Origin of the sequence: Chamaesiphon sp. OTE_8_metabat_110, from assembly GCF_031382685.1 — a bacterium.
GTDB lineage: Bacteria > Cyanobacteriota > Cyanobacteriia > Cyanobacteriales > Chamaesiphonaceae > Chamaesiphon.
Genome location: NZ_JANMZA010000399.1, coordinates 1 through 13,275 on the forward strand (window position 1 = coordinate 1; position 13,275 = coordinate 13,275).

The following is a 13,275-nucleotide window of genomic DNA, read 5'->3' on the forward strand; positions in this document are numbered from 1 at the left end:
CAATTTCCGGCACCAGCCAATCCTAATGAAGATGATAAACCGAGTATTTCCAGCTTACTAGGTCGGTGGGGGCAATCCTCCCATCGTCCGGATCCGCGTGAAGATCGCCATGTTCCCACCAAACCGAACGCTAATATTAAAGACCGTGCGACGCATTCACCTACTACTCCATATCTCACCACTGCTAGCGATCGCTCTTTGGAGCATTACTTATATTTGGGCGATCTAGCTACACCGACATCTACCGAAAAGCTGAATGTTTCTGCCATTCAACTGTTCGATCTAGCTGCTGTCTTAGATGAGTATGCTGCCGAGCATGTGACGACACCCGCACAACCCAATGTGTTTAGTCGGGCGGCAGACGATCGCCACCCAGAAATCAGTAGTATGGACTCAGCGCGATCGCGGCTGCCAAATTTGCCGAGAATCCCGCCCCAAATGACGGAAGTAGGTCAAGCTTATTATCGCGCTCCGCGATCGCGTTCGGCTTCATTCATGTCCGGAATCCCTTGGGCGATCGCCGCCGCAATTGCTGTCGGGGCACCACTATTATTACTAGATCCCAACCCAAATTTTCTCAAGGATGCTACTAGTAATTTCAAAACGCCCACTCCAACAGGCACCAAAAAAACTACCATTGCGACGACCGCACCAGTAGCCACATCGACACCACCAGTGAACGGTACTATCCCGACACCTTGGCAACAGCAGCCAATCGAGCCGCCAGTAACCGCGACACCGCCAGGTGCCACTACCGCAACGCCGGGGAAATTGGGAACTGCCCCACTATCAGAATCACTACTGGGATCGGCACTCGTGCCAACTACCCCCGGTACTGCCAGCGCTAACCCCACAATCGCACCCAATCCCCTCGCGACCGATAGCATTCTGGCTGTCAACCCGCCTGGTACCACCACTACTCCCACACCCACCAGCAGCACCAAGCCTACTTCAGTCAAGAAAACACCTGCCCCTACTCAAACTGCTAAAATCGGTCAACTCCCGATCGAGCCGAGCGCTCCAAGTAAAGTTTCCCTCTCGACGCAACCGATGCTTACCCCCCCAGCGGGACAGCCGATCGTCTCAAGTCCACCAAGTACGCCAATCCCATTCGATCGATCGGGACTAGATGAGTCCGGGCGGATCGATCCGGCAACTCGTGTAAACCCCAAGAAAACCGCTCGAACAGCCAAACCCAAACCCACAATCAAACCCCAGCCTACAACCATGCCAATTGACGCTGGTGTGACTACCCCACCTAGCTTTGAGCCGATCGTGCCCGTCCCCACCAATCCCAATCTCATCGACCCCAATCAAAATAGCGCCGCGCCCGATCCGCAAGTTCCGCCGATCGTCCCCAACCAACCGCTACAACCCAGTGCGGCAAATTTTGGTACCGATCCAGTAAATATTCCCTCCCTGCAAGAAAGCAAACGCTTTTTTCAAGGTAAATGGCGAGCTAGTACTACTCAGACTAACTCACTGCAATACGTGATCCAAGTCAGCGGTAAAAGCGGTACCGTTCAGAGTGTGACGCCTCAAGGCACACCAGCGACTATTTACCTTCAGCAAACCAAATTTATCAAACCCGGACAAAAGTTACTCTCTCCAGCCGCAGCCGGGAATAGCGACCAAAAAATTCGGGTACTCCTGCAACCAGATGGGAATGTGGAGACTTTCATCGAGCCAGAAGGTAACTAGCGACGTTCGATAATTAATAATTAATAGTTAATAATTATTAATTACCTCTTTTCTGTCCTTTGTAGCGTCTGCCGATCCACCAAGGACAGAGAATTGAATGAGTTAGATAATCTCGGTCGATTTCCCAGCGTTGCGGGTCTCCCGCAGCGCCATCAAGGGCGAGGATTCTTGGCTCTACGATTCGATTTACTCCGGGAGGTTTTTACCCAATTTTCTGATAAAATCGGTACCAATCGTTTAATATTGAGAGGAGTTTGTGTTAAATCGTCATCGCTGGGTCATCAATCTAGTGGCCGCACTTTCGGTGCTAGCTCTCACTGGATTTTCGCTGTTTCCGCTGTTTAATTTGGTATTCGATGGTGGTGCCGCAGTCGCCACAGAATCAAAGAGCCTATCAACCGCACAAGCGAACCAAATTCAAGCACAGGCACAAGGTTATACTCAAGTATTACAAAAAGAGCCAGACAATCAAGTTGCCCTCAAAGGCTTGCTCGATGCTAAATTGCAATTGGGCGATATCCCCGGTAGCCTAGTACCACTCGAAAAAATTGCCGCACTCAATCCGCAGATTCCAGACTATACGGTACTTTTAGCTCAAACCAAACAGTATTTGGGCGATCGGGAGGGTGCGACAACTAGTTATCGGACTGTCTTGGCTATTGAACCGCAAAATATTAACGCGCTGCAAGGACTAGTCGGCTTACTCATCGATGCCAAACGCCCCGAAGCCGCGCTCGGTGCCGTTCGATCCGCGTTGAAAACAGTGACACCAACTACCGATGCCACACCGCTCAACTTATTACTGGCGCAAATTTATCTCACCCAACAGCGGAATGCTGATGCACTAGCGATTTATGATACAGCGATCGAGGCTAATAAAGCAGATTTTCGCCCCGTCCTAGCCAAAGCTCTAGTCTTCAAACAGATGGGCAATCTGACTGAAGCACAGTCGCTCATGAATGCAGCGGTAAATCTGGCTCCCTCAGAATACAAGGATCGAATCAATCAAATCGCTCAATCCACCCAACCGCCGCAAATAACTCCCCCCAATCTGGGTGCGCCAGCGCCAGTAACACCAAGCACGCCAGCACCTGCCACCCCCAAAGCTGCACCACCCGCTGCTCCTAGCACCACTCCAGCCAAACCTTAATTAAGCCGATTCGCGCCGTCATCCCCGCCAAAACCGCCCAATCTAGATCGGTTGGGCGATTTTGGCTGGCAACTCTAAATCGGTTGCCACTGACTGAGTACGAAGATCGATCGAGACTAACTTACCAATATGTGACTATGATGTGCTAAAAAGACACTAACAGCCACCTCGCACAGATCCTGATGAAATTACTAATTAGCAACGATGATGGGATCTTCGCGCTCGGTATTAAGACATTGGCGGATACACTCGCACTTGCCGGACATGAAGTAATTGTAGTCTGTCCCGATCGCGAGCGATCGGCAACTGGTCACGGTCTGACCCTACACGATCCGATTCGGGCAGAAGTAGTGACGGGGATTTTTCATCATACCGTCAAGGCGTGGTCTTGTTCGGGGACGCCAGCGGATTGTGTCAAACTAGCACTTGGAGCATTGCTCGACAGTTTCCCCGATTTTGTCCTCTCAGGCATCAATCATGGTGCCAACCTCGGTACGGACGTTTTGTACTCTGGCACGGTGTCTGCGGCGATGGAAGGCACGATCGAGGGGATTCCTAGTATTGCCTTTAGTCTCACTAGTTTTAGTTGCAAGGAGTTTCAACCCGCAGCGGATTTTGCCAAAGATTTAATCGCTCATCTAGCACAGCAGCCATTAGCAGAAGCAACGCTATTAAATGTCAATATTCCGCCCGTTTCAGCAGCTCAAATAGCTGGCGTTAAGATTACCCGACAAGGGATCAGACGCTATTTTGATACGTTCCAAAAGCGGGTAGATCCGCGCGGCAAGACTTATTATTGGTTGTCTGGTGAAGTAGTGCAAGATTTGGATCAGCCGGAACATCTCCATCTCCCGCCAGACATTGAAACCGATGTGCAAGCGATTAAACGTAACTTTATTACGATCGTGCCGCTCCAGTTTAATATGACATCGACTACTGGTGTCTTTGGTCTTAAAGATAGCGGCGTTGAGGGCTTGAAAATCGAATTCTCTGGCGCAGATGTCTCTGATAAAAAATAGATTTGGTCTAGAACATTCCCAGAAAATGCTCGGCGGTGACGATCTGGCAATTGAAAACATCTGCTAGAACTAATATATCTCGGTCTCCCGTGACTAAATAGTCGGCTGCTCCGACAGTCGCTAGATACAGAAACGGCTCATCATCGGAATCGCGGCACGGTGGAATTTGCGGCAGCTCAATCGGCATTTGTACCGTCTCACAAAAGGGGAGATAATCTGCCAGTAAATCCTCTCGTTCGGTTGGAGTCAGCTTAAATTTAGGGTAAGCCAGCACCCGGATTAGCTCGGTCACAGTAGGCTTAGATACTAGGGGTTGAAACCGATTTTCTTGCCACAACTGGCGCAATATAGCTACCCTCCCGCCACTAAAAATAAGGGCAGACACCAGAATATTGGTATCGATGACTGCTCGTATTAGTTGCGTCACTGTACTTGGCTGCGAGGTTCCCGCGCCCAAGCTACAGCATCAATTACATCTTGTTCGCTTAGATCTAAAGCGGCTAGTTTAGCTCGGACGGCATCACTCTGCTGAATCTTGACTGGGGTAAGCACGATCTGCCCGTTTTCCACCTTAATATCGAAGTATTCGGTCGGCGCAATCTTGTTGGTGACACTTTTAGGCAGGGTAAGTTGATTTTTAGCGGTTAGCTTGACAAGCACCTTTAATTTCCTCTGATACTAAAGTAAGATGTCCTTACTTTAGTATAGTCTCTCATTCGTAAAGTAGTATCGGCGATCGAGAATTCCGGTAGCTAATATCTTCGGTAAAATAGACGCTCGATCGAACGTCATCATAGCAGCATGAGGACAGACCAGTGCCAGATCGAGGGGCGGAAACATGAGCAACCCCCTCGCTCGTAGCAAGTAGATTTAGATACTAACCAGCCGTGGTCGTGAGAAACTTAGCCGCTGCCGCTTTGAGCGTAGCCGCCTTGTCGGTTTGCTCCCAAGGTAGATCGAGATCGGCGCGTCCAAAATGGCCGTAGGCGGCGACATCTTGATAAAAACGACCGTTGCGTTCGGCGGGTAAATTTCGCAGGTTAAAGGTAGCGAGAATCCCTTCTGGACGCAGTTCAAAGTGTTCTTCGATCAGTTCAAAGAGTTGGTCGTCGCTAATGATGCCAGTGCCGAAGGTTTCGACTAAAATACTCACGGGAGCAGCAACCCCGATCGCATAGCTCAGTTGTACTTCACATTTAGTAGCCAAGCCAGCAGCTACGATATTTTTAGCAACGTGGCGGCAGGCATAAGCCGCAGATCGATCGACTTTGGTGGGATCTTTGCCGGAGAAAGCACCGCCACCATGACGGGAGTAGCCGCCGTAGGTATCGACAATGATTTTGCGTCCGGTTAAACCAGCGTCCCCTTGAGGGCCACCGATGACAAATTTACCCGTTGGGTTCACTAGAAAGTGAGTCTTGTCATCGGGTTTGATCTCTAAATCCGCGAACACGGGGAGGACTACATACTTCCAGAGATCGGCTTTGATTTTGGCTTGAACGCCTAAGTCGTCGGTGATGTCGCCAATTGCCGCATCATGTTGAGTAGAAATCAAGATGGTATCGATCCCGAACGGGACACCATTTTTGTATTCGACGGTGATTTGCGTTTTGCCATCGGGACGGAGGTAGGGGAGATCGCCAGTTTTCCTGACGGCTGCCAAGCGACGGGCTACTCTGTGTGACAGACTAATCGGTAGGGGCATTAATTCGGGTGTTTCGTTACAAGCAAACCCGAACATAATTCCTTGATCGCCAGCACCAGTTTGGTCAAAAATTTCGTTGCTATCGCCGCGATTTTCTTTAGCGGTATTTACCCCTTGGGCGATATCTGGCGATTGCTGATCTAGCGCAATCAGCACTGAGGCACTAGTTGCCGAAAAGCCATTATCGGCATCTGTGTAGCCAATTTCGGCAATTTTGTTGCGGGCTAGGTCGATATAATTAACTGTTGCTTTGGTGGTAATTTCACCAGTGATCAATACTAGCCCCGTGTTGACTACCACCTCAGCGGCAACCCGGCTATAGGGATCTTGAGCGAGTAATGCGTCCAAAATTGTATCAGAGATCTGATCGCAGATTTTGTCAGGATGACCTTCCGTTACGGATTCCGAAGTAAAAAGATATCTACGAGACAAGGAACAGTCCTCCTTCTGGTACTGGCTAATGTTAGCCTATATATTTACACAATACTCACAAATTAAGCCAGAATTTCACCATTCTGCAATTTGATGTGCTAGCAAAAGAGACTAGCTATTATTAAATCTATCCTAAAATTGTACGCAGGAGAATTGAAAGTTGTTGACACTTGGGGTAAATATCGACCATGTTGCCACGATTCGGCAGGCACGACGCACGGTGGAACCCGATCCGATCGCGGCTGCGGTATTGGCTGAATTAGCTGGCGCGGAAGGGATTACGGCACATTTACGTGAAGATCGGCGGCACATGCAGGATCGGGATATTCGGCTGTTGCGCCAAACCGTGCGGACGCGATTGAATCTGGAGATGGCAGCGACACCAGAGATGGTACAAATCGCGTTGGAGGTAAAACCCGATTACGTGACACTGGTACCGGAGAAACGGGAAGAAGTGACGACGGAAGGAGGTTTGGATATTGCCGGACAACTCGATCGCATGAAATCGGTGGTCGATAAGTTACAATCAGCGGGGATTCCGGTGAGTCTATTTATCGACCCAGAACCCGCCCAAATTGACGCCTCAGCCCAGATAAAAGCCAAATTTATCGAACTGCATACGGGACGATATGCGGAGGCTAGAGAGCCAATTCAGGTGGAGCAGGAGCTGGCAAATTTAGCCCAAGGCTGCGAACTGGCGATCGCGGCTGGTTTGCGGGTGAATGCGGGACACGGACTGACTTATTGGAATGTCCGCCCGATCGCGCTGCTACCCGGTATGGAAGAATTAAATATCGGCCACAGTATCATCAGTCGATCGGTACTCGTCGGGATCGATCGCGCCATTCGCGAAATGAAAGCCGCTATGTTTGGAGTTATTTACTAGTGATGGGAGATGGGAGATGGGAGACTGGGAGATGGGAGACTGGGAGATGAAGAATTGTTCATTACCTTTCCCCTTTCCCCCTTTCCCCTTTCCCCCCTAAAACCTAAAACCTAAAACCTAATATGAAAACCTACTACTACCTAGTCGCCAGTCAAAGATTTCTGAGAGAGGAAGAAGATCTCGATGAAGTGTTTTCAGAGCGGATTCGCAATTATCAAGAACAAAAGAAAGAAATTGACTTTTGGATTATCGATCGACCAGCTTTTTTGGATGCTCCAGAATTAGCTAGTATCAAGGCTAAAATTCCCCAGCCAGCTACAGGAATTATCTCTACTAATAAACAGTTTATTACGTGGTTGAAACTGCGTTTAGAGTTTGTGATAACGGGTGAATTTTTAGCTCCATCGGCGACTATTCCCGATCCACTGGCAATCGCAGCGGTTTAAATTGTAGGATTCAGTTTTGGATATCCGATTTCTTGAAAAGATCGGGTAGTTTATTCACAAACGATCGGTATTAAGTAAGTCGGCATAATTATTTTAAACACTAGAATTACATACGATCTATGTGGTGGGCATTGCCCACCCTACTGGGACGACACGACTAAAACTGTGGGCATTCAGAACGCTGAAAAATACAACTAGCAATATTTTGAACGATCGCTTTACCCACAGTTTTAGTCGTGTCGTCCCACTACTATCCTGAAATTGTTTGGCTTTCTCCTGAAGGAGACGTTACCCGATTGAGTAAAGTATCGAAACGCCCGATCGAAATGTTGACACTTGGGTTGTGCTATTTATCATGGGTGTCATGACTAAGCGGATCGGCCGCCAATCTCGCTCAAACTAGCTTCTACCCGCGCAATTTCTAGGCGAGTTTTAATCACCGAATCGGGATTGAGGCTGATCGAATCGATACCTTGTTCTACTAGAAAGCGGGCAAATTCTGGATAGTCACTGGGGGCTTGTCCGCAGATGCCGATTTTCTTGCCGTTGGCTCTGAAGGTAGCAATTGCCATTTTGACCATCGCCATCACCGCTTGATTGCGCTCGTCAAAAATGTGGGATACTAGTTCTGAATCGCGATCGAGTCCCAATGTCAACTGAGTCAAATCGTTCGAGCCGATCGAGAAACCATCGAAGATTTGGGAAAATTCAGCCGCCAGGATGACGTTGCTGGGTACTTCGCACATCATATAGACTTCTAGCCCATTGCCCTGCACTAAGCCATTGGCAGCCATTTCTGCCAAGACGCGGCGACCTTCAGCGGGGGTTCGACAGAAGGGAATCATCGGAATGATATTCATCAAGCCCATTTCTTCACGCACCCGCTTCAATGCTTGGCATTCCAGCGCAAAAGCAGCTCGATAGGTGGGGTCATAGTAGCGCGAAGCGCCGCGCCAGCCAATCATCGGATTCTCTTCATGGGGTTCAAATTGACGACCGCCTAACAGGTTGGCGTACTCATTGCTCTTGAAATCGGACATCCGCACGATCGCGGGACGAGGATAAAAGGCTGCGGCAATTGTGGCGATGCCATGTGCTAGTTTATCGACAAAGAAATCTGGCTTGTGGGGATAGCCCAACGTCAGCTTGGCAATCTCGCGTTTGACAGTTGCATCTGCGAGCAGATCGAAATTTAGTAATGCCAAAGGATGCACCTTGATTTGGTTGGCAATAATAAACTCCAACCGTGCTAAACCGACACCATCGCAAGGAATCGCCGCCAGTCCCAGCGCGGCATCGGGGTTGCCGACATTCATCAGGATTTGGGTGTGGGTGGGCGGTAACTGGCTCAATTGGGTCTCGATGACTTCAAATGGCAACAAGCCATCATCTACTCGCCCGATGTCACCCTCGGCGCAGGAAACAGTGACCGCTTGCCCTGTGGAGATCGCCGTAGTCGCATCACTACAGCCAACGAGCGCCGGAATCCCCATTTCTCTGGCAATAATCGCCGCATGACAGGTACGTCCGCCTTGATTGGTGACGATCGCGCCCGCCTTTTTCATAATCGGCTCCCAGTCTGGATCGGTTTTATTTGTCACCAGGACTTCTCCCGGCTGGAATTGGGCGATTTGATGGACATCAAAAATTACCCGTGCCGATCCTTGCCCGATGCGTTCGCCGACTGCGCTCCCGATCGTCAGAGCAGGGATGGTAGATTGGTGAGGCGATGTGAACCGATAGCTGCGGAGGATATTGGCGGATTTCTGGGACTGGACTGTTTCGGGACGCGCCTGAACGATGTATAGCTGTCCGGTTTCACCATCTTTTGCCCACTCGATATCCATCGGCGTATATATGCCCCGCACGGCTGAATAATGATCCTCAATAATTACCGCCCACCGCGCCAATGTGAGAATTTCATCATCCGAGATCGCGAATTTAGCACGATCGGCTTCAGTAACGGGCACGTTTGTGGTCAGTTTCGATCCGCCCACATCGTAAACCATCTTCATCGCTTTACTCCCCAGCCGTTTTTGGAGAATCGGGCGAAAACCATCGGCGAGCGTGGGTTTAAACACCAAGAATTCATCAGGATTTACCGCGCCCTGGACGACATTTTCACCCAAGCCATAAGCCGCACAGATGGAAGCCGCGTTCCTAAATCCGGTTTCGGGATCGATCGAAAACATCACTCCTGAAGCAGCTAAATCCGATCGCACCATCTTTTGGACTCCCACCGAGAGATCCACATTTAGATGGTCGAATCCCCGCGTTGCCCGGTAGGAAATCGCTCGATCGGTAAAAATCGAGGCAAAGCATTTATGACAGGCTTCAAGCACCTGCTTGACCCCGTGGACGTTCAAATAAGTTTCCTGTTGTCCGGCGAAACTAGCATCGGGTAAATCTTCAGCGGTAGCACTCGATCGCACCGCTACGTCGGTATGATGCAGACATTCGACTAGATCGGTGTGAATTGGGGCGAGGAGATCGCCATCTGCACCAGAGCCATATCGATCGCAAAGTTGGGTATAAGCATTCGCGATCGCTAGTTCTAATTCTTGCGGGAACGGCGCATTCAACATCAACGATCGCGCCTGTTCGCCAATCTGGCGCAGATTTTGGAGATTATCGACATCCAAGTCGGCAAAAATCCGCTGAAGTTTAGGCTCTAAACCTGCTTGGGCAATAAAATAGCGATAAGCCGCCGCAGTGCTGGCAAATCCATTCGGCACATTCACTCCTTTGGACGCAAGTTGCCCGATCATTTCTCCCAGTGAGGCATTTTTACCACCCACCAGCGGGAGATCGTCGATACCAACTTCATCAAACCACAGAATAAACGCTCGATCGCGAGCTATTTCGGTCATCAATGTGGGAGCGGTACCGAGCATAATTCAGTCCTCTAGTGGCGATGATATTTTAGTCTAGACTGAGAATTTGAGGAAATTGTGAGGAAGGTCCGCGATCGATTCGGACTTCGAGCGATCGCGGACGATATGTGAGAATAAAATCTCTCACTCGCTGGTAGTTTTTTTTGGTTGTGAGTCCGATACAACCCGATGTACCATCTTCTTTTTTATCTTTATTAAAACTTGGATCCCAGTGAATACCCAGAGCAGTGCGTCTCATCCGGCGATCGAAACCAGGCTTGGGAAAAATCGGTACCATCGTACCGCCGACTTCAGCAATAGTGCCAGCAACTACTCGCGCTGATATCGAATAAGAACCATCTGGTAATGGTGCTTCTGTCTGGCTTTGATAACGATTTCTAGCTTGCGTAAATCCTCTGCCACTAACAGCATCGAGTTGAAAGGTAGAGCTTGATGTTTTGTTTCGATAGGCTGTCAATTGATAAATAGGGTTCTGAAATTTACTATAGGGATGGCTGGGAGCTTTGCTTAAAACTAGACACGGAAAGGATTTGCAAATAGCATTTTTGGGAGAACGAGCGGCAATATTACCGACATCTTCCGAGTGAGTAGGCTGAAGATCGTCGGCGATTGGATCTTGAGGTGCTGCATCCGATTTCAATTGCAGGTTGGCAAGCTCGGTAGCTGGTTTTCGAGCCAAATCTGCGATCGAGTTCAATGAGTTGACATCAGGTACTGGCGCAGGAGAGCTAACTGTGACAGTTTTGACATCTGGACTACCGATCGGCGCTGTGGATGGGATAACGATCGGTAATCGATCGAGGTTTTGTCCGGGTGCTGTCTGCTCGGCGACAGCCATCGGTGCTAGATCGATCTTTGCAGTAGGAGATTTGGAGCTACAACTGACGGCAGATATAGCGATGAAACTCCACCCAATTCCAGCAGCAATTAAAACCTTAGACATATATTGAGATTGTGAAGAGGCGATGTTTATAACTACTCACCATCGCTAGCATCATATTCAGATACACTATTTCTACGTGTTTTCCGCAAATATCCGGAACTTTCAGAAAAACTAGCCGTAGCCCAGTGGCTACATAGTAGATGAATGGTTACTTTCAGTATGCCCACACTGAAGCTAAATATTTTTGTTGTCGCAGGAAGCTAGATGTAGGCTAGTAGAGTATTTGAGACAAATAAAACCATCATTTTGAAAGCGATCGAACAACTGCTCTAGGTCTAGTATCAGTCGATCTAGCAAGGTTCCTTCCTTTGGGGTGTAAGAATTACTCCGCACCCGCCCGATTAATCCGGCTAAATCCAATTCTTGATAATTGGCAAAAGTAGCTAATCGGACATTGGTAAAATGTGGACTAACTAACAGTGGTTGTGCCGAGTCAGAGCGTTTGTGAATCGCTGGATCGACAGATCCAGAGACGGTTAAGTTACTATATTCAGTTGTAAAAGCATCTTCTTTATCCCGATTATTCCAAACCAATGCTAACCGTCCCGTCGATTTGAGAATGCGCTGAAACTCTAGTAAAGTCGGTGTCGGATCGAACCAGTGGAAAGCTTGAAAACAGGTGACTAAATCGACTGAATCATCCTCAATCCCCGTCGCCTCGGCTTTGCCATCGCGAAATTCTACCAAGGGATGCGGTTTTGCCGCCGCGCTCATCGCGGCATTCGGCTCGATGGCGAGTACTCGGACACCGCGCTCGGCTAACAACCGCGCAGAAATGCCCGTACCTGCACCAATATCAGCGGCGACAATCGTTGCCGCATCTAACCCATCCAAAATGGTGTCAATGACTGCGGCGGGGTAGCTCGGTCGATATTTGACATAATCGGCTGCTCGATCTGAAAACCGATTGAGTGGATTGAGTGTATGCAGTGCGCTGGGATTGGTATTAGTTTCGCTCATGGTATCGATCTACAAGTAACGAATTTCGATCTTATCTAAAAAATCGATCTCGTGGACTACTGAATTTCTATTTGAATGTCGTATTTATCCAATAGTCCTGCTATACCCGATCGAGAGAACTTAGCTTTTTTAATGCGGTTTAATTCGGGGTCGATTGAGTAATTAATCGCAGTCCGCAAGTCAGCTTTTTCCAGAACCGTGTCTTTAAACATCGCTCCCGTCAAATCGCAGTCATCAAATACGGCAGAGCTAAGATCGCATTCGGTAAAGTCTACTTCATAAAGTTGAGAGTTTTTAAATATTGTCTGCTTGAGTTTGACCCGCTTCTTCGTAGGCGATGTTGTATCGACAAACGAAGAGCGATCGAGTATGCAGGTATTGAAGCTCACTGCAAATCCAAATTCATTGCAGTCACCAAAATTCAGCCCTAACATTTTGCAACTTTTAAATTTAATATCTTTCAATGCTGTTTGAGTAAGATTTGCCAAGCTGAGGTTGCAGCCTGAGAATTCACATTCCAAAAATTTAAACTCGGAAAGATCGGCATATGAAAGATCGCAGTTGAGGAAGGTGCAATATTCATACTCACCTTTGCACAATGGGTTTTGAGTGAAATCTATTTTGTCAAAAGTTTCTTCTTCTATAAATACCTGTTCCATAATTTCTCCATGTTGTAAACGAAAACTTGTTCTTTACTAAAAATAATGGCTCTACCAAACCGATCTAATTTCGAGAAGCTATCGAGCGATCTCGCTAAACCATTCATCTACACCAAACCCCATGCTGCGGCTGAGTTTCAACGTCGATGCCAATTGGAGAGCGGCAGTTTTGCCTACGCTAGTCTCCAGCACTGATGAAAAAACTACATCGAGCTGGTGACGTGCGATGAAATCGCCTAACCGCCACGGAAATCCGGCGATTCCTGGCTTGATGACATAAATACCGCGCCACCCAGCAGCGTAGACGGCTTCGATCCGATCGCAGGTCGCGACAGATTCATCTAGGGCGATCGGGGTATGATATTTTTGGGCTAATTCGATCGTCCGATCGATCTCATCTACGCCCAGCGGTTGCTCGATAAATTCGATCCGCGCTTCCTGGCTACAAGTTTCTAACCACTGCTCGGCGAGGGGATAAGT

13 protein-coding genes and 1 pseudogene are annotated in these 13,275 nt (G+C 48.7%); 5 read left to right on the plus strand and 9 right to left on the minus strand.

Annotated elements, in window-relative coordinates; all coding sequences use genetic code 11:
* The 3 genes and pseudogenes from RMO52_RS14540 to surE form a co-directional block, all read left to right on the plus strand.
* Positions 1-1,701: pseudogene (locus RMO52_RS14540) on the plus strand (DUF4335 domain-containing protein); the annotation flags it as partial.
* Positions 1,702-1,957: 256 nt separating this feature from the next.
* Positions 1,958-2,851 carry a tetratricopeptide repeat protein gene (locus RMO52_RS14545; protein ID WP_309739709.1) on the plus strand — a complete coding sequence of 298 codons (894 nt, stop codon included), beginning with the start codon at positions 1,958-1,960 and terminating at the stop codon, positions 2,849-2,851.
* 182 nt (positions 2,852-3,033) lie between these two features.
* A complete protein-coding gene (gene surE / locus RMO52_RS14550) occupies positions 3,034-3,870 on the plus strand; it encodes a 5'/3'-nucleotidase SurE (protein WP_310415472.1) in 837 nt (278 codons plus the stop codon).
* A 7-nt stretch (positions 3,871-3,877) separates the two neighbouring features.
* Here surE and RMO52_RS14555 read toward each other — a convergent pair whose 3' ends face one another.
* Genes RMO52_RS14555 through metK form a run of 4 tightly spaced genes read right to left on the minus strand, consistent with a single transcriptional unit; the run spans position 3,878 to position 6,007 of the window.
* On the minus strand, positions 3,878-4,297 hold the full coding sequence (locus RMO52_RS14555) for a putative toxin-antitoxin system toxin component, PIN family (protein WP_310415476.1): 420 nt from the start codon (positions 4,295-4,297) through the stop codon (positions 3,878-3,880).
* Positions 4,294-4,530, minus strand: a complete 237-nt coding sequence (locus RMO52_RS14560) for an AbrB/MazE/SpoVT family DNA-binding domain-containing protein (RefSeq protein WP_310415480.1) — start codon at positions 4,528-4,530, stop codon at positions 4,294-4,296. The genes RMO52_RS14555 and RMO52_RS14560 overlap by 4 nt, the downstream gene beginning before the upstream one ends.
* 39 nt (positions 4,531-4,569) lie before the next feature.
* Positions 4,570-4,710: a hypothetical protein gene (locus RMO52_RS14565; RefSeq protein WP_310415483.1), complete on the minus strand. Its 141-nt coding sequence runs from the start codon at positions 4,708-4,710 to the stop codon at positions 4,570-4,572.
* Between the two features lie 37 nt (positions 4,711-4,747).
* Positions 4,748-6,007 (minus strand): methionine adenosyltransferase, encoded by a 1,260-nt coding sequence (gene metK / locus RMO52_RS14570; protein WP_310415486.1) that lies wholly within the window; start codon positions 6,005-6,007, stop codon positions 4,748-4,750.
* 160 nt (positions 6,008-6,167) lie between these two features.
* Here metK and RMO52_RS14575 point away from each other — a divergent pair, with 160 nt between their 5' ends.
* Both RMO52_RS14575 and RMO52_RS14580 read left to right on the plus strand, forming a co-directional pair.
* On the plus strand, positions 6,168-6,893 hold the full coding sequence (locus RMO52_RS14575; protein WP_310415489.1) for a pyridoxine 5'-phosphate synthase: 726 nt from the start codon (positions 6,168-6,170) through the stop codon (positions 6,891-6,893).
* A 122-nt stretch (positions 6,894-7,015) separates the two neighbouring features.
* Entirely contained in the window at positions 7,016-7,339 is a 324-nt protein-coding gene (locus tag RMO52_RS14580) for an MgPME-cyclase complex family protein (RefSeq protein WP_309741849.1), read from the plus strand.
* 368 nt (positions 7,340-7,707) lie between these two features.
* Here the strand turns inward: RMO52_RS14580 and ppsA are convergent, their stop codons facing one another.
* The 5 genes from ppsA to RMO52_RS14605 all read right to left on the minus strand — a co-directional run.
* Positions 7,708-10,233 (minus strand): phosphoenolpyruvate synthase, encoded by a 2,526-nt coding sequence (ppsA, locus tag RMO52_RS14585; RefSeq protein WP_310415491.1) that lies wholly within the window; start codon positions 10,231-10,233, stop codon positions 7,708-7,710.
* Positions 10,234-10,261: 28 nt separating this feature from the next.
* The gene (locus RMO52_RS14590; protein ID WP_309741847.1) at positions 10,262-11,176 is read right to left on the minus strand and encodes a hypothetical protein; all 915 of its coding nucleotides are present in this window, start codon (positions 11,174-11,176) and stop codon (positions 10,262-10,264) included.
* A 174-nt stretch (positions 11,177-11,350) separates the two neighbouring features.
* Positions 11,351-12,136, minus strand: a complete 786-nt coding sequence (locus RMO52_RS14595; protein ID WP_310415494.1) for a class I SAM-dependent methyltransferase — start codon at positions 12,134-12,136, stop codon at positions 11,351-11,353.
* A gap of 56 nt (positions 12,137-12,192) precedes the next feature.
* On the minus strand, positions 12,193-12,795 hold the full coding sequence (locus tag RMO52_RS14600) for a pentapeptide repeat-containing protein (RefSeq protein ID WP_309741845.1): 603 nt from the start codon (positions 12,793-12,795) through the stop codon (positions 12,193-12,195).
* A gap of 78 nt (positions 12,796-12,873) precedes the next feature.
* On the minus strand, positions 12,874-13,275 hold a 402-nt coding region (locus RMO52_RS14605; protein WP_310415497.1), incomplete at its 5' end, for an enolase C-terminal domain-like protein.

What these genes read in the sequence shown, in the direction of transcription:
- RMO52_RS14565 (WP_310415483.1), bottom strand. Translation starts at nt 4,710, where the DNA reads ATGTTTCCGCCCCTCGATCTGGCACTGGTCTGTCCTCATGCTGCTATG.
- surE (WP_310415472.1), top strand. Translation starts at nt 3,034, where the DNA reads ATGAAATTACTAATTAGCAACGATGATGGGATCTTCGCGCTCGGTATT.
- RMO52_RS14595 (WP_310415494.1), bottom strand. Translation starts at nt 12,136, where the DNA reads ATGAGCGAAACTAATACCAATCCCAGCGCACTGCATACACTCAATCCA.
- ppsA (WP_310415491.1), bottom strand. Translation starts at nt 10,233, where the DNA reads ATGCTCGGTACCGCTCCCACATTGATGACCGAAATAGCTCGCGATCGA.
- RMO52_RS14580 (WP_309741849.1), top strand. Translation starts at nt 7,016, where the DNA reads ATGAAAACCTACTACTACCTAGTCGCCAGTCAAAGATTTCTGAGAGAG.
- RMO52_RS14600 (WP_309741845.1), bottom strand. Translation starts at nt 12,795, where the DNA reads ATGGAACAGGTATTTATAGAAGAAGAAACTTTTGACAAAATAGATTTC.
- RMO52_RS14590 (WP_309741847.1), bottom strand. Translation starts at nt 11,176, where the DNA reads ATGTCTAAGGTTTTAATTGCTGCTGGAATTGGGTGGAGTTTCATCGCT.